Source organism: Nostoc sp. TCL240-02 (assembly GCF_013343235.1).
Lineage (GTDB): Bacteria > Cyanobacteriota > Cyanobacteriia > Cyanobacteriales > Nostocaceae > Nostoc.
In genome coordinates this window covers 2,301,872-2,321,933 of the sequence record NZ_CP040094.1, presented here as the reverse complement: position 1 = coordinate 2,321,933, position 20,062 = coordinate 2,301,872, and the positions used below count along the sequence as shown (strand labels likewise).

Below are 20,062 nucleotides of genomic sequence, written 5' to 3'. Positions count from 1 at the left end.
AATAAGTCTCTCCCTTGTCTCCCCCCTCTTCCTTGTCTACCTTGTCTCTTCTTCATGCCCAATTCCCAATGCCCAAACTTCTTAAATTTGTGCAACTTGAAGCACAGAGAATAGAGTTATGCTAATTTTTATGAAGATTTAATAATTAGGTGAGAACACTATGAGTCTGGAACTTTCTGCGTCGGTGAAATATTGGCTGAATTTCTTCCATCCGGTGCTGATGTGGGCGCTATTAGTACTCTCAATTTATGCTGCCTACTTGGGGCTGCAATTACAGCGTACCAGAAATGCTCAGGGGGAAGAAAAGAAAGAACTGATTAAAGGTAGATATAGCGTCAGACACTACCAAATTGGGTCTATACTCTTAGCTTTGATGGTGGTAGGTATGATCGGAGGGATGGGTGTAACTTACATCAATAATGGCAAGTTATTTGTCGGCCCTCACCTGCTGGCAGGACTGGGTATGACAGGTCTGATTGCATTTTCTGCTGCTTTGTCCCCTTATATGCAGAAAGGGGCAAACTGGGCACGCGCAACCCATATTTTGCTAAATTTCACGCTTTTGGGACTTTTTGCTTGGCAGGCTGTTACTGGCGTGCAAATTGTCCAAAGAATTCTTACTAAAGCTTAGTCATTTGTCCTCTCTTACAAAGTTCTGAGCGGAGGAGACCTCCGCTCAGACTTTGCGCTTTGTCCTTTGTCATTAGTGTATGAGAAATGACAAAGGACTGTTGACTTAGCGCTTTTGTTTGGAATTCCCAGAAAAGGGTATTTCCAAAGATTTCTGAAAATCTTGCTGAACTTTGCGTGTTAAGCGACGAGAAACTTGGCGGACAATTTGGTTAAGTAAGCGATCGCCAGTAGATTGAATTATAGACTTGGGTAATCGCTGAATAAACCGGGGAAAGTGCAAATCAACTACTAAATCCAATTCCCATTCAACTCTCGTAACCTCGCCGCTAGTGCAAGCATCGTTTTCTATTAGCTGTAGAGATGCGCGATAGTCTACGTCATAACCAGGCGCTTGGTAATCAGGAATGGATATTGTACGGATGCGGTAAATACCCTCCTCTGGAGGCAACAATTCCAAGCCAATTTTCGGTTCTACTTCATAACCAAAAGCGCCAAAACGACCAATTACTAAAGCGTAGCCATTTTCCCCAAGTAATTGCACCTTCATAGGTTCAGCGCAACGAGAAAACCATGAGGCGTGAGCGTTAAGATACTCAGCAACCTTTTCTACTGGGGCAGGCATTTCCATAAAATCTTGATAACGACCATAAAATTTTGTGATCGTCGCTACATTTGTGTCTGTTAATCTTTCTTTGGCTTCTTCTTGAGAAGACGCTACAGGTAAAACTGCTTCTGTTATTTCCCAGGATTTATATTCGCCCTTTGTTGAAAGCATAAATGCATTACTGTATATTTTGGCGTTCGTCTATATTAATAATTCCCCACGTACTTGGGTCATTTCACACTAATATTCAATTTTGACCAAAACCTCATTAATCTGCCATCACCTCCATAGAATTACTAAAATAAAGAACTGAACAAGCACACAATAGTTTCCCAGGATAACATTTCTCATGAAAGCATTTGTAGCAGGGGCAACGGGTGAAACAGGTCGCCGGATTGTGCAAGAGTTGATAGCGCGGAATATTCCCGTCCGGGCTTTGGTGCGGGATATAGACAAAGCTAGAGGTATTCTGTCTCCTGAAGCCGAATTGGTTGTAGGCGATGTGTTACAACCAGAAAGTTTAAATGCTGCGTTGGGAGATAGCACAGTTTTGTTCGTTGCGACTGGTGCAAAACCTAGTTTTGACCCCACTGGCCCTTATAAAGTAGATTTTGAAGGGACTAAAAATTTAGTAGAAGCTGCCAAAGCAAAGGGGATTGAGCATCTTGTTTTAGTTTCTTCTTTGTGTACTTCGCAGTTCTTCCACCCACTGAACTTGTTTTGGCTAATTTTGGTATGGAAAAAGCAAGCTGAAGAGTATATCCAGAAAAGTGGTCTTACTTATACGATTGTGCGACCTGGTGGGTTGAAGAATGAAGATAACACCGACGCGATCGTGATGCAGAGCGCTGATACACTGTTTGACGGTAGCATCCCCAGGCAAAAAGTTGCTCAAGTTGCTGTTGAGGCGCTGTTTGAAGCGGATGCACGCAATAAAATTGTCGAAATTGTTGCTAAACCTGAAGCAGCCTCAAAAAGTTTTGGAGAATTATTTGCTAACGTTGCCTAATTAAGCAGTTTAATTCCTGTAGAAGTCTTACTTGGATATAACAAGCATTTTGGGCACAGTATTACTGTGCCTTTACAAAAACACTGTATCGGATGGAAGTGAACTTAGTCAGAATGAGTTCGTCGATGATTTTTGTTAGCAAAGAGAGCGAATTTGAAGGAGTCGGACTCTGAAAGGCTTTGAATTCAAAGGTGTTGAAAAACTTATTGGGCCAATAGCCGCGCTTCTTGGCTTTGTGTATTTATTGCAATGGTATATTGGAGACTTGCGATCGCCTTCCGATCCCATCTTTGATAATAAACAGCCGCCTTTGGTGATGAAACGGGGCGATCCCTATATCCGCGCTTTAATGCGAACCATTTCGGCAAGTGAAGCCAGTGGGAACCGTCCCTATTCGGTTTTGTATGGTGGACAGCAAGTTAACGACCTTAGCCGACATCCTGAGATATGCGTCATGATTATCACAGGGCCAAATACAGGTAATTGTTCTACGGCTGCTGGGAGATATCAAATTATCAACATTACTTGGTATCGTTTAGCCCCCCGTTATCACCCAAAGCCGATGCAGATGATGTTTTGGACTGCTTATAGTTTTGAAGCAGAATATCAAGATATAGTGGTTTATCGTTGGTTAACTGATTCTAAAGTTTGGGGAACCGATCTTTCTCAACTGTTGCGTCAGGGAAAGTTAAATGATGTTTTGCGGCGACTTTCCTCCACCTGGACAAGTTTAGGATATGGGATAGAAACTAATTCTGTGAGTAGCTCTTTGCCTAAAGTTTATCAGAAAATGTTACAAGAGGAATTAAGCGCAGCTAATCAACCAATAGCGCCGAAATTGACACCATCATCAACTCCTTCTAATAAGCCGATAAAGAAGTCGTAAGATTATCTTAATTTTTAACTTGCTGTAGACAGAAAATATTTGATATTTTCTACAAACGCCAAGGTATTTTCAAAGTGAATATTATGTCCAGCATTTTTAATTATTTTTAGCTGTGCAAATTCACATAGTTGAGCCATTTCTGTATTAATAGATATAAATTTTTCATCATATTCACCAGCTAGCAAGAGTATATGAATTTTATTCTCTTGTAGCTTCCCCCACAAAGAAGGTTGAGATCCATTCCCCATGAAGCGCAATGATTTATTTAATTCCTGCGGATTGTTCTGCAACCGAATTTCTATCATGCGATCGTATTCTGGATGATTTTTTATATAACCAAAAATTGTTTGATTGTACCAATTTGACAAAAAAGCAGCAAAATCAGTTTGAATAATACTTCTGCTTAACTTTTTAGCTATTTGAGCATCACGTCTAACTCGTTCTAATCGTTCTGCTTCTGTTGCTAAACCTGGGGAGGCTGATTCTAATGCAACTTTAATAAAACGTTCTGGGAAATATAAAGTTAAGTATAAAGCTAATCTTCCGCCCATCGAATAACCAATTAAGTGGCATTTATCTATTTTTAATTCATCCAATAAATTGATTATTGCTTGAGTGGTGGATTCCATTCCATAGCATTCATAACCTCCTAAAACTTCGGTTTTTCCATGTCCTGGTAAGTCAAGGATAAGATAAGAAAAATCTTCTGCTAGAAATTTTATAGCTTCATCAAATTCATTAATGCTTCCCATGAAGCCATGTAACAAAAGAATTATAGGTTTGTTCGTATTTATATTTATACAATAGTTAAATTTATATTTATTTAAAATCATTCTTGGAAGATATCTATAAAATCAAAATGCAAAAACTTTCCTACCCTACTCTAATATAATTTCAAGGGTATAAGTTACCCCCTTATGACTGCTTTGGAATTACCCAGACTATCAACTATGACTGTGAAAGACTTATGCTAATTTTGGCATAAAAACCCTTTTTCTGAGTCAATACACCAAATATTAAATATTGCTTTTCTACCAAATGTCTTATAGTGCTAGTCAATTTCTGATTTTTCTAATTTTTAAGGTAAAAATCGATCTAAAGCAGCTTTTAACTGTTTAATTTCAACGTCAATATTACCCTCTTGTGCAGCTCTAGCAATACATTCAGTTAAATGCTCATCTAAAACAATTCGCGCTACCTTATCCAATGCGCCTCGCACTGCGGCAATTTGCAGTAGTACATCAGGACAAGGGCTATTTTGCTGCACCATTGTCTTAATACCACGAACATGTCCTTCTATCCGCGATAATCGATTGGCAATTCGCCGCAAAGACTCTTCGCTATGGATGTGAGGATGAGCAGGCTCTCCAGTCCCATGAGTATGATCTGTATGCTCGTGGTCTGCATCGTGATTTTGGGAATGTTCTACTTGCTGGGATGTTGGTAAGGATTCCTTACCTAATCGGTTTGATCCATTCATGGGTTATCAAAGGACTTGTAATACTAAGATCCTAGCCTAGTACTCGACCAACCCAAAATTTATGGGTGGGAAATTGGGAATTGGGCATTGGTATTAATCAGTTATTCTTTCTACCCCTGCTTCCCATTCCCCTCTACTACTAACGATTGGCTTTGTCTTGGGGAATAATTTCTGTTACTACCCTACCGCTAGAACTGCCACCTTTGACAACAATATTTTCTGTTTGCAGATTACCAACGGCTGTTTCACCTGTAAAATTTAATGGTGGATCAACTTGCCGATAAACCACATTTCCCTGAGCTTCAACTAACTTATTGTCTAAATACCAAGTTAATGTACTAGATTGCAAAGACTGGCGACGCTGACCAATGGCGTTGACATTACCTGTTAAATAAACCGTTTTTTGTGGAATTTTCATTTCACCTTTATTAGCAGTTACGGTAAGATTATCGACACGCTGGAACATCCGCACAGGGGAATTTGTAATAACAGTTTCTGCATTCATGTTCCAGGTCATAGAGTTACTAGCTATTTGCACTGGTGGGTCTAGTAAATCTAATTGAGCATTCTGTTTAATAGTGGCAATTTTTGTTTTTAAGTTGACTTCGGCAGAATTCCCCTTACCGCGATCGCTAATTTTATTATCTTTGTAGCGGTCAATTTGTAAAGGGCGATCGCCAATCAGTTTTTCTTCTTTAATATTCCAGATTAAATGCTCGGTTCTTACTTGTAATTGAGGATCGGTAGAATTTGCTACTACTCGTCCAGAAAATTCCATACGCTGTTCGCGGGTTTTAACTCGCGCTTCTTGCGCTACAGCTTGTAGTTGTTTATGAGTACCGTTAATTTGGTTGCGGACAATCAACAAATCTTCTTTGGGCCGCCATTCTAACTCATTGCCTTGCAATACAATTCCATTACTAGGGTCTGTGGCAAATATCTTACCTTTAAGAAACAACTGCTTCCCATCTTGTTCAATATCTGCAACATCTGCCTTAATTTGGTAAACTACTTTACCATCTTGATATAGTTCACCATAAGGACTTTCAGCTTGACCAATTTGTTTTTCTTTGGTGTATTTTGCGGTTTTAGCCCTGACTTTCCAAATTGGTCTTCCCACTTCATCTGCCTGTTCTAAGGTGACATCAAAGAAGGTTAAATCGCTATCTTGCTTAGATGAAGCCGCAGGATTTTCTTGAGAAGCTGGAGGGGATTTACCCCCACAACTTACTAAACCAAATATCAATAAAAAAATCAAAGGTAAAAAAAGGAAGGAGGGAGTGGGGGAGTAATTTTTAATTTTTCTCTCCCCCTGTCTCCCTCTTTTATGAAATTGATACGCCATTATTCTTGGATTTCTAGGTGTCCATCACTAGTTCTTGGGTCTTCCAAAAAGCCGATACCAGATAACGGCCGGTATGGATAGCTTTGACGAGGGGTTTTTTGAATGTCTTCTTTGATGGCTTCTAAATCAATGTAGCGATCGCTTACATTAATTAAGCTGTCACTGGTCATCGAACGCAAACTTACCACTTCTACCCGCACGCCGCGATAGCTAACTGAATTGACCGCATAAGCTAAATCCCCATCACCGCTAACTAAAACTGCGGTATCATAAGAATCGACTAGCGCCATCATGTCTACCGCTATTTCTACATCTAGGTTAGCTTTTTTAGAGCCATCTGGTAGTTGGACTAAATCTTTAGCAATGACTCGATAGCCATTGCGACGCATCCACAGCAGGAACCCCTGTTGCTTTTCGTTCGTCCGGTCTACACCAGTGTAGAAAAAAGACCGCAGGAGTCTAGAACCTCCAGTCAATCGACACAATAGCTTCGTGTAATCGATCTCAATCCCTAGTTGTAGTGCAGCGTAAAATAGATTTGAGCCGTCAATAAAGATGGCAACCCTACCCCGATTCTCCAAAACTTGTTCTGGCGTAAATATTGAATCGGTTTCAAAATTATTCAACATCATTGTGATACCTCGATTTTTATCCCTGTTATTTTTGATACAAATTACGAACTTTTAGATGCTAGTCACAGCGGCTTATGATAATGTTCCGGGGTTAATATAAATTAAGCCCCGATAAATTTTTTGAGAGAATAAGAAATTGAACAAAATCAGAGTTTGATAAGGACTAATCGTTTTTCGGGGGTTCTATTCGCTTAAAAACTGGTTGGAATGTACCCAACTGTTGTTTACTAGATAGTATCCCCCATGTCGCATGGGTGGCAAAAGGAGCGGTAACTGAACTTTGTACTTGATCGTTAAAGTCTATTCCAAAGCCCAGTTGCTGATAGATATCGCTACTGATGTTCGGAATAATTGGGGAAAGCAGATAAGCTGCCAGTCTAACTGATTCTAGAACTGCGTAGAGAACTTTTTCCACGGACTCTTGCTGTCCCTGTTTATATAATGACCAAGGAGCTTGTTCATCAATAAACTTATTACTGGCTTGTGCCAATGAAAGGATAGCGCCGCAGGCTTGACTGAAAGCTAGTTGCTTGTATGCTTCTTTCACCTGTTCCCCTAGACGTAAACCTATTGTTTTCAAAGGATTTTCGTCAGGAATTCCTTCATTGCCGATTGACGGAACATTATTGTCAACGCAGTATTTCTTCACCATGCTCAAGGTGCGATTGAGCAAATTACCTAAATCATTTGCCAAATCTGCATTCAGAACATTAATGAACCTTACTTCATTAAAATCTCCATCTTTGCCAAATTCGATTTCCTTAAGGAAGTAATAACGAACGGCATCACTACCATAGCGCTGAACTAACGCAACAGGATCAAGGGTGTTACCCAGACTTTTGCCCATCTTTTGGCCATCTTTAGTCAAAAAGCCATGTCCAAATACTCGTTCTGGCAAGGGTAATTCAGTCGACAACAACATTGCCGGCCAGTAAACTGCATGGAAGCGTAGAATATCCTTACCAATTAGGTGCAGGTTGATTGGCCACCATGTTTCTAAAGCATTTGCTAAAGTCGGTTCTGCATCTGGTTCGAGTAATGCCGTGACATAACCTAGCAGCGCGTCAAACCAAACATAAAGGGTGTGTTTGGGATCAATTGGTACGGGAAAACCCCAATCTAGATTTACCCGTGAAATAGAAAAGTCTTGCAGCCCTTGATTGACAAAGCTGAGGACTTCATTGCGCCGACTTTCTGGTTGAATAAAATCGGGTTTAGATTGATAAAATTCTGTCAGCTTATTTTGATATTTAGATAAGCGGAAAAAATAGTTTTGCTCGTCTCGCCACTCAACTTCTTTGTTAGTATGAATCGGACAACGATGTCCTTCTAGCAGATCCCGTTCTTCTTTGAATTCTTCGCAGGATACGCAATACCAGCCTTGTTGTTGTCCCTGGTAGATATCACCAGATTTCCAGACTCGCTCAAAGAATTCTTTGACGATCGCTTCATGACGAGGTGCAGTTGTCCGACTAAAGCGATCGTATTTAATGTCTAGTAACTGCCACAAACGAATGAAACTAGGGACAACTTCATCGCAAAACTCTTGTGGTGCTTTGCCTAAAATTTCTGCCGATCGCTGAATTTTTTGTCCGTGTTCATCTGTACCTGTAATTAGTAATACCCGATGCCCCAGCAGCCTGTGAAATCGTGCTACTACATCTGCTGCGATCGTCGTATAAGCACTGCCTATATGGGGGACATCGTTTACATAATATAGTGGTGTTGTCAGTGCAAATGTTTTTTCTGTTTTATTCACTAGATTCATACAAAATAAAAATTAATTTATTAAAACCTTTTACTTCTTACCTTTGTGGGAAAAACCACGTAATTATACAATAATATTTCCATTTTTTCCAATAACACCTTAATAGTAGCAAATTTATCAGGTCAAAAATTGTTTTGTAATATGTATCTATTCAAATCATCTTTGCCTATAAGAGGAAAAGTAACTAATCATAATTTTTTTGAATACTTTCTATTAGAAATTATTGTGATCGAGAATACATAATGCAGAATGCAGAAAACTTAGCTGGTTTTATAGATCAGATATTTCTATCTTAAGACGGTCATGGCAGTAGTAAAGAAATGTAAAAATTAAGTTAAGATAAACCGCCATATTTACCGGAAAAATATATTGATTAGGTATGAGTCGAAATAGCCCCCTAGAGATTTCTCGCGCTTTGGTGGCGGCACTCTCAACACAAATGTTTCGCTATTATGAGGATCGCATTCCCCAGGATGCTAGCGTTTTGGTAGTCAGCAATCACCGCAGCTTCATGGATGCACTGATATTAATGGCGGCGTTATCAAGTCCGATTCGCTTTGCTTGCCATCACTATATGGGACAAGTTCCAGTAATGCGGGAGATTGTCACCGATCAATTGGGGTGTTTTCCTTTAGAGGAAACTCAAAACCGCCAACAAAGCTTTTTTTCGCAGTCGCAGTTGCTATTGCAGTCTAAGCAGATGGTGGGAGTATTTCCAGAAGGGACTGCACCAATGGTGAAATTTACTCAGCCAAACCAGGTGGGTGAGTTTCAACGGGGATTTGCCCATTTAGCATTGCGAGCTGATGTGCAGGATTTAGCAATTTTGCCGATCGCAATCGCTTCCTTAGAAGAGGTAAACACGAATGGTTTTCCCTTAAGGCTTTTGAGTGTATTTGACCCTTCAGAACCTTTATTTAATCAAGCTGGTTGGCATCCTTTGGTAATTTATCGTCGGGTTGCGGTGTTAATCGGTCGCCCTTATTGGATAACACCCCAACATCAAAAAAAATATCACGGGAAACAAGCCAGAACTGTTGTGGCTGAACTGACAGAACACTGTCATGGTGAAATTAGCCATTTACTGCGTCAAGGTTGCTATTAGAGCTATTCGATTTGGGATTTTGGATTGTCGGAACAATTAACAGTTCAAAAGTTTTATACCATTGACTAATGACCATTGATCAATACTTCTCTAACGAGAGGCTACGCCAACGACTACGCTCAGTACAAGTGACCAATGACTATCTCTGAAGTTGAGTTAAAGCCTTGTTTCCTGACTCCTAAACGAGTACAGCCAGATTATCCGCTATTAGTATATTTACCGGGAATGGATGGAACAGGTCAATTATTGCGATCGCAGACTGCTGGATTAGAAACTGGCTTTGATGTCCGTTCTTTGGCACTCCCCCGGAAAGACCTTAACACTTGGGATGTGCTAACAAAAAGTGTATTGGACTTGATCGACGCTGAATTAGAAAAAAGCTCTCACAGGTCAGTTTACTTGTGTGGTGAGTCCTTTGGTGGTTGCTTGGCAATGAAAGTAGCGATCCAAGCACCGCATTTATTTAAGCGAACTATCTTAATTAACCCAGCTTCGTCCTTTCGTCTTCGCCCTTGGTTGAGTTGGGCATCTCAACTTACTTACTTAGTGCCATCAGAATTGTATGATATTGGCGCACTGGGATTGTTGCCGTTTTTGGCATCTTTGCCCCGCATTTCTCGGAGCGATCGCCATGAACTGCTGAAAACCATGCGTTCTGTACCAGCAGAAACCGTTCTGTGGCGATTGTCTTTACTACGAGAGTTTGAAGTTGATGAGGAAAAGTTAAGTCGCTTAACTCAACCAGTTTTGTTGATTGCCGGTGGTAGCGATCGCCTTTTGCCTTCTGTAACAGAAGTGAAGCGGATAGGTAATATCTTACCAAATAACAAGATTGTGGTGCTGCCCGATTGCGGACACGCTTGCTTGCTAGAGCAAGATATTAATCTCTATGAAATTCTTAAAGATAACGACTTTTTAGAAAATAATGCTGATACAAGTACAAGGCTAGAGGTGAGAGGATAGGGTGAGCGCCCTATTCCCAAAAAGAAGTTAAAATAAACAACTGCTTTTCTACGCCGGAATTATTTCTCATCTGGAAACAGACTGGAGACTCAAATGACCCCAGCAGCGATCGCTATACCCCGTCAGGAATCACCCCTGTTGTTTGAGGGACTGACCTGGAGAGAATTCAAAGCAGTTGAGCAGTTGCTAGACCGTCCAGGATATAGGCTCTCTTTCCTGAATGGAGTTTTGGAGATCCGAAGAATGCCTGGAGAACCACACGAAACCGTTAAGAAAAGAATTGCGGCATTAGTGGAACTGTACTTGCTTGCGGCTGGGTTTGACTTTATTCCCAATGGCTCAATGACCTTGGAAAGTGAAGTGGGTGCTGTCAAGCGTGAGGCGGATGAATCTTATAAACTGGCTCCAGGTCGAGTGCGTCCCGATCTGGTGATTGAAGTGGTGTTTACGAGTGGCGGTATCGATAAGCTAGAGGCATATAAGCGGCTCTTGATTCCAGAAGTGTGGTTCAGGGAAGATGGTGTGTTAGAAGTTTATCACCTGCGGAAAGAGGACAAGGCACTTCACTATGAGAGGGTTTCCAGTAGTGAGGAGGTCAAAGGAATCGATCTGGATTTGTTGTTACGTTGCATTCTTATGGTGAATCATGTGGATGCCATCAAGACTTTTCAGCAGGCGCTTCAAAAATAGCTGGCGATCTGCTTTAATTTCTAATTGTGTGATGCCTGCGGCAACCCAGAAAATAGTTAATCTTCAACTGATATTTACGTTTATAGAGAGATGTAGAGCCGCTTATAATTCGCTACAAGTTTAGAGAGGCTTTACAGGATGGTGTCAAGTAATGGCAGACAAACCCCAGCAAGAAATAGAGGTGAATAAATTAGTTAATTCACCTAGAGAAACTTCAGAAATCAAAATTCAGGCTCAATCATCAGTAGAAAATGAACCGTCTGTATTAGAGTCTTTTATTACAACTGTTGCTCAGACTGGCAAAACAGTTTTAGACACAGCAGTAGAGGTGGGAGAAGCAACAGCGAAACAAACACACAAGTTCATTGAGCAAACAACTCAAACCAGTGGTCAGGTTGTGAATCGCCTCAGCGAAAATTGGCTGATTAGAAAACTATCTGGAGTATTAAATCTAAATTGGCTAATTGGTACTACTGATGCCGTTGATTTGGAAAAAGCAGAAGCTGCGGTAAATAAGCTCAAACAAAAGTATCCAAATGAATCACCCAGCCAGATTGCTCACCGAATCATGGTGGAAAAAGCGACTCAAGCAGGCACTGTTGGACTAGCCACTAGTATTTTGCCAGGAGTAGCAATTGCATTGTTGGCAATTGATTTAACAGCGACAACAAAATTGCAGTCAGAAATGCTGTATCAAATTGCATTTGACTACGGGCTAGATTTAAAAGATCCTGCCCGTAAAGGTGAAATCTTAGCAATTTTTGGTCTGGCCTTGGGTGGAGGTCGTCTTTTGAAAGCTGCGGGATTAGGCTTACTGCGAAATGTGCCTTTAGCGGGTGCTGCGATCGCAGCTAGTTCAAATGCAACAATGATCTATTCATTGGGTTATGCTGCTTGTCGATTTTACGAAGCCAAGCTAGATGAATCAACTTCCCTAGCATCGCCACAGACTTTGGCAACATTAAAAGCAGAAAGTGAAAAGTATCTCGAAAGTGCGATCGCTCAAGAAGCCGTCATGGATCAAATCTTAGTTCACATGATTCTGGCTAGCCATCCAGATAAGACTTTGGAAGAAATTTTGCCAGAATTACAAGCTGTAAAACTCAGTCCTACCTCGTTGGATGCCATTGCCCAAAATATCAAATCACCTAAGTCTTTAGATATACTGCTCAATCAGTTGAATCGTGATTTTGCTATACCCTTGCTCGTTCAGTGTGAAAAAATTGCCCAGCTTGACAATAAGACTACACCACTTGAGCAAGAAATAATAGCAGCGATCGCGAGCAAATTTGACATTGATACAACAATTGGGGCATAGGGAATGGGGAATGGGGGCAGGGAGCAGGGGGAAATGACCTAAGCCTTGAGCCGACAAGCTTTGTTTGCGGAACATGGATCTGATTCCCCCACTTCTACTAAGTGGTTCTCAAGGGAGGGGTCGAATCCCCTTTTTGCACCCTGCTCCCCTGCACCCTGCTCCCTTGCACCCTTGCACCCTGCTCCCTTACTCCCTTGCACCCTGACCCTACTCCCCTACACCCTTCCCCCTGCCCTCTGCCTCTTTGTCAATGCCCCATGCCCAATACTCATTTCCCTCATCCTGAAAAAAGAATTTTGAGCAATACTGGTACAGGAAGGAATATTTACATAAAATCCCAAAATGACAATTCAACCTAGTGATAAGCCTTTGCTAGAGTGGGCAGGCGATAGTTTGGTAATTGGATTATTTGAAGATGCAGTAGAATTAACCGGAGAACTAGCAACTTTAGATCAAAAGTTTTCTGGGGTCTTAAAAGAACTAATTGCGGAAGAAGAATTTAAAGGTAAAGCCAACAGTACAATTTTCACTCGTGTGAATCCTGGTAGCCCAGTACGTAAATTGATTCTGGTAGGATTGGGTAAACCAGATGCACTCAAACTCGACACTTTGAGACGCGCTGCTGCTGCGGTGGCCAGAGTAGCAAAAAAGCAGAAAAGCAAAATCTTGGGATTTAGTTTTCCATTATGGAATAACGACCCAGCCGCAAGCGCCCAAGCGATCGCAGAAGGTGTGGAATTAGCACTTTACCAAGATATTCGTTTTAAATCAGAACCAGAAGATAAAGGTTCGCAAATAGAAAGCATCGATTTACTAGGTTTCGGTGGACAAGAAGCAGCCATCACCCTCGCCAATCAAATTGTTTCTGGGGTAAATTTGGCACGGCAATTAGTGGCAGCACCAGCCAACGCAGTCACACCAATTACCTTAGCCGAAACTGCCCAAGCGATCGCAAAAGACCACGGTTTACAAGTAGAAATTCTGGAAAAAGAAGACTGTGAAAAGTTGGGTATGGGTGCTTTTTTGGGAGTATCGCAAGGTTCAGAGTTGCCACCTAAATTCATTCACCTGACTTACAAACCAGAAGGTACACCGAAAAAGAAACTAGCAATTATTGGCAAAGGTGTAACCTTTGATTCTGGCGGACTGAATATTAAAGGTGCTGGTAGCGGCATCGAAACCATGAAAATGGATATGGGTGGTGCAGCTGCTACCTTGGGGGCGGCAAAAGCAATTGCTCAAATTAAACCAGATGTTGAAGTTCACTTTATCTCGGCGGTAGCTGAAAACATGATTAGCGGTCGCGCCATGCACCCTGGAGACATTCTCACCGCATCAAACGGCAAAACAATCGAAGTGAACAACACCGACGCAGAAGGACGTTTAACCCTTGCAGATGCCTTGGTGTATGCTGACAAATTGGGATTAGATGCGATCGTGGATTTAGCCACCCTAACCGGTGCTAACGTCATTGCCTTGGGTGATGATATTGCTGGTTTGTACACTCCCGATGATGACGTAGCTTCCCAAATCGAGAAAGCTGCCCAAACTTCAGGGGAAAAGATTTGGCGGATGCCAATGGAAGAAAAATATTTTGAAGGGCTAAAGTCTGGGATTGCGGACATGAAAAATACAGGGCCGCGTCCAGGTGGTGCCATTACTGCTGCTCTTTTCCTCAAACAATTTGTCAAAGAAACCCCTTGGGCGCACATAGATATTGCTGGCCCAGTGTGGACAGATAAAGAAAATGGCTACAACGGCGCAGGAGCAACCGGCTACGGCGTTCGGACGCTAGTTAACTGGGTGTTGGGGATTGGGGAGTAGGAAGTAGGAGGTAGGGGGGCAGGGGGCAAGGGAGCAAAAAGGGGATTCGACCCCTCCCTTGAGAACCACTTACTAGAAGTGGGGGAATCAGATCCATGTTCCGCAAAGCTTGTTGGCTCAAAGCTTAGGTCATTTCCCCCTGCCCCGTTCCCCATTCCCCATTCCCCAAAACCCAATTCGTGCTATCTTGAGCTTGCCAGCAAAAATTGTTGCAATAGTAACAGAAGTAATTTGGTAATCAGAAAGTTAAGCTTTTTCGGGCATTGCCATCTGGTAAAATTTATAAGGTTTCTAAAAGCTCTGAGCAATGGGATCGACTCGCGTACGGATCGCAATTGACGCAATGGGAGGGGATCACGCACCCGGTGAAATCGTTGCTGGCGCACTGCGAGCAAAGGAAGAATTGGGTGTAGATATATTACTTGTTGGTGATCCCCAACAAATAGAAGGTGCCTTGCCGCCAAAAACGAATTTAGCGCAGGTGGAGATCGTGACTGCTGAGGAAGCGATCGCAATGGATGAGGAGCCTTTAAATGCAGTTAGACGCAAACGCAAGGCTTCTATCAATGTGGCAATGGATTTAGTCAAGCAGCAAAAGGCAGATGCCGTATTTTCTGCCGGTCACTCTGGGGCAGCTATGGCATCAGCCTTGCTTCGCCTAGGGCGATTGCCGGGAATTGATCGTCCAGCAATCGGGACTGTTTTTCCGACAATTGTTGCTGGTAAGCCAGTGTTAGTACTTGATGTCGGCGCAAATGTAGATTGCCGTCCGAAGTTTTTAGAGCAGTTTGCTGTCATGGGATCGGCTTACAGTCAGTATGTCTTAGGTACAACTGAACCGAAAGTGGGTTTGTTGAATATCGGTGAAGAAGACTCTAAAGGCAATGATGCAGCCGTCCGCGCCCACCAACTGCTCCGCGAAAATTCTCAAATTAATTTTATTGGCAATGCCGAAGGGCGTGATGTGCTTTCCGGTCACTTCGATGTAATTGTCTGCGATGGCTTTGTGGGTAATGTACTGTTAAAATTTGCCGAAGCAGTTGGAGAAGTGATTCTGCAAATTCTGCGGGAAGAATTACCCCAAGGATTGCATGGTCAAATCGGTTCAGCATTCTTAAAGCCAAACCTGAAGCGAGTTAAGCAACGCATGGATCATGCAGAACACGGTGGTGCTTTGTTGTTAGGCGTGGCAGGAGTTTGTTTTATCGGTCACGGTAGCTCACAAGCACCTTCAATTTTCAATGCTATTCGCATGGCCAAAGAAGCTGTTGACAACCAGGTGCTACAACGAATTCAGTCCCAATATATCCTAGAGCGCGAAAGCGGTTAGTCATTAGTCATTAGTCATTAGTCATTTGTCAAAGACAAAGGACAACTGACAACTGACACAGGACAAATGACAAAGGACAAATGACAAAGGACAAAAGCTGATAGCTTGGGAGATTAGGAGTGGAAAACTTAGGCATAGCAATTACCGGAAGTGGCTCGGCAGTACCAGCAACTTCCCTACACAACCAGACATTAACTGAACTAGTTGAAACATCAGACGAGTGGATTGCCACAAGAACGGGAATTCGCCAACGGCGATTAGCGGTGTCATCTGAGTCCTTAAGTGGACTAGCTACTGCTGCCAGCAGTCGGGCGATCGCAGCTTCGGGAATTAGACCAGAAGACCTAGACCTGATTTTACTAGCGACTTCCACCCCCGATGATTTGTTTGGTAGTGCTTGTCAAGTACAGGCTCAATTAGGAGCTACCAACGCAGTCGCCTTTGACTTGACAGCAGCCTGCTCTGGTTTTGTATTTGGTCTGGTTACAGCAGCCCAATACATTAGAACAGGTGTCTATAAAAATGTACTGTTGATAGGGGCAGATATCCTCTCTCGCTGGGTAGATTGGCAAGATCGTCGGACTTGTGTATTATTCGGCGATGGTGCAGGAGCAGTAGTGTTACAGGCTTCTAAAAGCGATCGCTTATTAGGATTTGCCCTTAAAAGTGATGGCACTCAAAACCATCACCTCAACCTTGCTTATGCAGCAAGTTCCCAAGAATTACTCCCTGGTGTAAATATCACTAAAGGCACTTACCAACCTATTACTATGAACGGCAAAGAAGTCTACCGCTTTGCTGTGCAAAAAGTCCCAGAAATCATAGATAAAGCTTTATTTCAAGCTAACCTTAAGGTTGACCAAATAGATTGGCTAGTGTTACATCAAGCTAATCAGCGCATTATTGATGCCGTTGCTCAACGCCTAAATATCCCAGAACATAAAATCATAAGTAATCTCGCCCAGTATGGTAATACCTCTGCTGCTTCCATTCCCTTAGCTTTGGATGAAGCAGTGCGACAAGGTAAAATTAAACCCAATGATATCGTTGCGACATCCGGCTTTGGTGCCGGTCTTACCTGGGGCGCGGCAATTTTCCAATGGGGAAGATAAATATTTTGTCATTAGTCATTTGTCCTTTCTGAATGACCAATGACTAATGACAAATGACCGATGACCACTGACTATTGACAAATGACAAAAACTGCATGGGTGTTTCCCGGACAAGGTTCCCAAGCGCTGGGAATGGGAATGGATTTATTAGATATACCGTCCGCTAAAGACAAGCTTGCCAAAGCTAAGGATATTTTGGGTTGGTCTGTAACTGAAATTTGTCAAACTCAAGAAGAGAAGTTATCACAGACGGTATATACTCAGCCAAGTCTTTATGTGATAGAAAGCATTCTTGCTGACCTGCTTCGAGAACGAGGACACCAGCCAGATTTAGTTGCTGGTCACAGTTTAGGAGAATATACCGCTCTTTATATAGCGGGTGTCTTTGAGTGGTCGGCTGGTTTATATCTAGTAAAGCGTCGTGCAGAACTCATGGATAATGCCGTCGGTGGGATGATGGCAGCTTTGATGAACTTTGACCGCGAACAGTTGGAAAAAGTCATTGCCGAAACGCCTGATGTGGTAATAGCAAATGATAATAGTTCGGCTCAGGTGGTAATTTCAGGTACGACTGAAGCTGTACAAGCAGTGATGACTCAAGTTAAAGCAAAGCGTGCGATTCCCTTAAAAGTTTCTGGAGCATTTCATTCACATTTAATAGCACCAGCAGCCGCGGAATTCCAAGACATTTTAGAATCTGTGGAATTTCAACCCGCGATTGTGCCAGTTTTATCTAATGTCGAACCAGTTCCGTCCATTGATGCTGGTATTTTAAAGCAACGCCTGAATAAACAAATGACTGGTTCTGTAAGATGGCGAGAAATTTGTCTGCAATTACCAGCTAACGGTATCGAGCGAGTAATAGAAATTGGCCCAGGTAAAGTCTTAACTGGCTTGATTAAACGTAATAGCCCTAATTTGATTTTACAAAATATCCAGAGTGCTACTGATTTACCTGTTTAATTTTTTTAGCTTCTATAGGTAGGGTTACGACAAATTCTGCGCCTTTTCCTAGTGTGGAATTACAATCAACGCCAACCTACTTAGATAAGTGTTCAAAAATTTTTTGTTGAATTGATTGATTCATTCCTTAGCCAACCAAAAAGAGCCAAAAATCATACCGGAATTGCAATTACAAATTCTGTACCCTTACCCATAACTGAGTTAACGCTCAATTTTCCGCCGTGGATTTCTTCAACGATTTGACGAGCGATCGCTAATCCTAATCCTGTACCTTTACTCACACTTTTTGTAGTAAATAAGTGGTCAAAAATCTTTTCTTTCACTTGTTCACTTATCCCATTGCCATTATCTGCGATCGCAATTTTCACACCTTCATTTTCTAAGGAGGTTTTAATTCTAATTTGGTTGCGATTGGACTGAATTTCTGTAAAACTCCGTCCAATATTTGATTCATCTAGCGCATCAATAGCATTGGCTAGAATATTCATAAATACCTGATTGAGTTGCCCAGGAAAACATTCAACCTGGGGGAAATTTCCATAATCAGTTACCACTTTAATTTCTGGACGTTCTTCATTGGCTTTCAGACGATGTTTGAGAATTAAAATCGTGCTATCTATGCCTTCGTGGATATTAAACGGCACTTTATAATCTTTGTCAGCACGAGAGAAAGTGCGAAGACTGGTGCTGATGTTGCGGAGGCGATCGCACGCCATTGTCATAGAATCAATTATTTTGGGTAAGTCTGATAAACTATAATCCAAGTCAATATCTTCGGCATGACCTTTGATTTTATGGCTGGGATTGGGTAGACTTTCTTGATATAGTTTTAAGTGTTCAACAATATCTGCAATAGTGGGTTTAGCTTGTTGGAGACTGGCATAAATAAAGCCCAAAGGATTATTCATTTCATGGGCTACCCCTGCAACTAAGTTACCTAGCGCCGACATTTTCTCACTTTGGACAACTTGTAATTGTGCTTGTTGTAAGTCTTCTAATACATTTGGACTGATCAGTGTTTGGGTTTGTCGTGATAGCAGAGATGCAATACTAAAGTCAATTAATTTAACTTGTTTGGTTTCGGGATTAATTAGAATATTGGCGGGTTTGATATCTTTATGAAGAATACGCTAGCAGTAGAGTATATCTAAGGTATTGCACAGTGCGATCGCTATTGGCAAAAAATCATTTAGAGACGCGATATATCGCTTCTCTACATTAGTAAAATATTGTTTTAAGGAAATTCCCCCAAAGTCTTCCATCACCAATGCATAGCCATTTTGGTAAGGTTCTAGGCTATAGGTTTGGATGATTAGAGGTGAGTTAAAATTTTTGGCAATGGTATACTGATTGCGAAACTGTACTAATTCTGAGAACCTGGGATAAAGATTTTTCAGCAGTTTAATCACTACAGGTTCTCAATCAATTTCTCGAACTGCACGATAAACCACAGTGCGAGAACCATTGTAGAGTTCTTCACTGACGCGATATCCGGGAATACTGACTAGAGTCATTGTTCTGCCACCAAAATCTTGACAATTCTGGATTTAGTATTCCCAGATCATAAAATGGGTTTATTGTTGCGAGGGAACTTATCCTATGGAATACTCCATTCCCCTACCCCTGCTCCCAACGGCGGCTGAACTCCCCGACTCTGATGATACTCCTGTGGATAACGAACTGCAAAACCTGGTTCCTAACTTACTGTTAGCTATTTTGTCCGCTATTTGGAGCGATCGCACCGATTGGTTCTTTGGTGTAGACATGGGTATCTACTACCTCCCAACTGCACCGAGAAAATCCATTGTCCCCGATGGCTTTTTGAGCTTGGGTGTAGAACGACGGCGACGACCGCCGAATGGAAGACTTAGTTATGTGCTTTGGGAAGAGAATTGGACACCACCCATTTTGGTTGTCGAAATCGTCTCTCAAACCTATGGTGGAGAATACGATATTAAAATGGGCAAATATCTGGATTTAGGGGTATTGTATTACGTTATCTACAATCCAGAATATTGGCTACGAGATAATCATGCTCCCTTTGAAGTGTATCGACGGGTTGATGATGAATTTATGTTGCAGTCGCAAGAGCAGTTTTGGATACCGGAGTTGCAGTTGGGAATTGGGGTAGCTGCGGGGATTCATAAAGGTTGGGAGCGAGACTGGTTATTTTGGTTTGATCAAGCTGGCTCACGCTTTCCTACCCCCGATGAACGCATAGAACAGGCAGGGCAACAGGCTCAACAGGCTCAACAAGCCCTACAAGACTTGCGTTATCGTCTTCAACAGCAAGGTATCGATCCAGATAATTTGTAACCATAACAATCCTATTTGATTTGTGAAAATCTGCGGTGTCCATATCCCCAACTTCGTAAAAGTTGTCGTGGATCTTATTTTCAC

Annotated in this window: 20 protein-coding genes; 12 read left to right on the top strand and 8 right to left on the bottom strand. The window is 42.0% G+C overall.

What is annotated here, in order from left to right; genetic code table 11:
• Nucleotides 1–160: 160 nt before the first annotated feature.
• Nucleotides 161–631, top strand: coding sequence for a DUF4079 domain-containing protein (locus tag FBB35_RS10065; RefSeq protein ID WP_174709512.1), 471 nt, complete (start codon nucleotides 161–163; stop codon nucleotides 629–631).
• A 105-nt stretch (nucleotides 632–736) separates the two neighbouring features.
• Here the strand turns inward: FBB35_RS10065 and FBB35_RS10060 are convergent, their stop codons facing one another.
• Nucleotides 737–1,408: a DUF1997 domain-containing protein gene (locus FBB35_RS10060; RefSeq protein ID WP_174709511.1), complete on the bottom strand. Its 672-nt coding sequence runs from the start codon at nucleotides 1,406–1,408 to the stop codon at nucleotides 737–739.
• A gap of 178 nt (nucleotides 1,409–1,586) precedes the next feature.
• On the opposite strand from FBB35_RS10060, the gene FBB35_RS10055 reads away from it, so the two are divergent.
• Both FBB35_RS10055 and FBB35_RS10050 read left to right on the top strand, forming a co-directional pair.
• A complete protein-coding gene (locus FBB35_RS10055; protein ID WP_174709510.1) occupies nucleotides 1,587–2,246 on the top strand; it encodes an NAD(P)H-binding protein in 660 nt (219 codons plus the stop codon).
• Nucleotides 2,247–2,481: 235 nt separating this feature from the next.
• Nucleotides 2,482–3,132: a glycoside hydrolase family protein gene (locus FBB35_RS10050; protein ID WP_254625901.1), complete on the top strand. Its 651-nt coding sequence runs from the start codon at nucleotides 2,482–2,484 to the stop codon at nucleotides 3,130–3,132.
• Nucleotides 3,133–3,146: 14 nt separating this feature from the next.
• Here the strand turns inward: FBB35_RS10050 and menH are convergent, their stop codons facing one another.
• The 5 genes from menH to metG all read right to left on the bottom strand — a co-directional run bounded on the left by menH (nucleotide 3,147) and on the right by metG (nucleotide 8,357).
• On the bottom strand, nucleotides 3,147–3,965 hold the full coding sequence (gene menH / locus FBB35_RS10045) for a 2-succinyl-6-hydroxy-2,4-cyclohexadiene-1-carboxylate synthase (RefSeq protein WP_174709509.1): 819 nt from the start codon (nucleotides 3,963–3,965) through the stop codon (nucleotides 3,147–3,149).
• Between the two features lie 245 nt (nucleotides 3,966–4,210).
• On the bottom strand, nucleotides 4,211–4,612 hold the full coding sequence (locus FBB35_RS10040) for a metal-sensitive transcriptional regulator (protein ID WP_174709508.1): 402 nt from the start codon (nucleotides 4,610–4,612) through the stop codon (nucleotides 4,211–4,213).
• 139 nt (nucleotides 4,613–4,751) lie between these two features.
• Nucleotides 4,752–5,957 carry an LPS export ABC transporter periplasmic protein LptC gene (lptC, locus tag FBB35_RS10035; protein ID WP_174709507.1) on the bottom strand — a complete coding sequence of 402 codons (1,206 nt, stop codon included), beginning with the start codon at nucleotides 5,955–5,957 and terminating at the stop codon, nucleotides 4,752–4,754.
• Entirely contained in the window at nucleotides 5,957–6,586 is a 630-nt protein-coding gene (locus FBB35_RS10030; protein ID WP_041565095.1) for an NYN domain-containing protein, read from the bottom strand. The genes lptC and FBB35_RS10030 overlap by 1 nt, the downstream gene beginning before the upstream one ends.
• A gap of 166 nt (nucleotides 6,587–6,752) precedes the next feature.
• Complete coding sequence (gene metG / locus FBB35_RS10025; protein ID WP_174709506.1) at nucleotides 6,753–8,357, bottom strand: methionine--tRNA ligase; 1,605 nt, start codon at nucleotides 8,355–8,357, stop codon at nucleotides 6,753–6,755.
• 379 nt (nucleotides 8,358–8,736) lie between these two features.
• Between metG and FBB35_RS10020 the strand changes: the two genes are divergently transcribed.
• The 8 genes from FBB35_RS10020 (at nucleotide 8,737) to fabD (ending at nucleotide 17,662) form a co-directional block, all read left to right on the top strand.
• On the top strand, nucleotides 8,737–9,462 hold the full coding sequence (locus FBB35_RS10020; RefSeq protein WP_114080229.1) for a 1-acyl-sn-glycerol-3-phosphate acyltransferase: 726 nt from the start codon (nucleotides 8,737–8,739) through the stop codon (nucleotides 9,460–9,462).
• A gap of 135 nt (nucleotides 9,463–9,597) precedes the next feature.
• A complete protein-coding gene (locus tag FBB35_RS10015; protein ID WP_174709505.1) occupies nucleotides 9,598–10,425 on the top strand; it encodes an alpha/beta fold hydrolase in 828 nt (275 codons plus the stop codon).
• 93 nt (nucleotides 10,426–10,518) lie between these two features.
• On the top strand, nucleotides 10,519–11,115 hold the full coding sequence (locus FBB35_RS10010; RefSeq protein ID WP_174709504.1) for a Uma2 family endonuclease: 597 nt from the start codon (nucleotides 10,519–10,521) through the stop codon (nucleotides 11,113–11,115).
• A gap of 151 nt (nucleotides 11,116–11,266) precedes the next feature.
• Nucleotides 11,267–12,433 (top strand): EcsC family protein, encoded by a 1,167-nt coding sequence (locus FBB35_RS10005; protein WP_174709503.1) that lies wholly within the window; start codon nucleotides 11,267–11,269, stop codon nucleotides 12,431–12,433.
• Between the two features lie 342 nt (nucleotides 12,434–12,775).
• Nucleotides 12,776–14,257 (top strand): leucyl aminopeptidase, encoded by a 1,482-nt coding sequence (locus tag FBB35_RS10000; RefSeq protein ID WP_174709502.1) that lies wholly within the window; start codon nucleotides 12,776–12,778, stop codon nucleotides 14,255–14,257.
• 307 nt (nucleotides 14,258–14,564) lie between these two features.
• Nucleotides 14,565–15,587, top strand: coding sequence for a phosphate acyltransferase PlsX (gene plsX, locus FBB35_RS09995; RefSeq protein ID WP_174709501.1), 1,023 nt, complete (start codon nucleotides 14,565–14,567; stop codon nucleotides 15,585–15,587).
• A 119-nt stretch (nucleotides 15,588–15,706) separates the two neighbouring features.
• Nucleotides 15,707–16,699: a beta-ketoacyl-ACP synthase 3 gene (locus FBB35_RS09990; RefSeq protein ID WP_174709500.1), complete on the top strand. Its 993-nt coding sequence runs from the start codon at nucleotides 15,707–15,709 to the stop codon at nucleotides 16,697–16,699.
• 81 nt (nucleotides 16,700–16,780) lie between these two features.
• Nucleotides 16,781–17,662, top strand: coding sequence for an ACP S-malonyltransferase (gene fabD, locus FBB35_RS09985; RefSeq protein WP_174709499.1), 882 nt, complete (start codon nucleotides 16,781–16,783; stop codon nucleotides 17,660–17,662).
• Between the two features lie 152 nt (nucleotides 17,663–17,814).
• Here fabD and FBB35_RS09980 read toward each other — a convergent pair whose 3' ends face one another.
• Nucleotides 17,815–18,789, bottom strand: coding sequence for a sensor histidine kinase (locus tag FBB35_RS09980; protein ID WP_302480983.1), 975 nt, complete (start codon nucleotides 18,787–18,789; stop codon nucleotides 17,815–17,817).
• A gap of 3 nt (nucleotides 18,790–18,792) precedes the next feature.
• Nucleotides 18,793–19,071: a hypothetical protein gene (locus tag FBB35_RS34555; protein ID WP_254625900.1), complete on the bottom strand. Its 279-nt coding sequence runs from the start codon at nucleotides 19,069–19,071 to the stop codon at nucleotides 18,793–18,795.
• A 190-nt stretch (nucleotides 19,072–19,261) separates the two neighbouring features.
• Between FBB35_RS34555 and FBB35_RS09970 the strand changes: the two genes are divergently transcribed.
• Nucleotides 19,262–19,978 carry a Uma2 family endonuclease gene (locus FBB35_RS09970; RefSeq protein ID WP_174709498.1) on the top strand — a complete coding sequence of 239 codons (717 nt, stop codon included), beginning with the start codon at nucleotides 19,262–19,264 and terminating at the stop codon, nucleotides 19,976–19,978.
• Nucleotides 19,979–20,062: the final 84 nt, after the last annotated feature.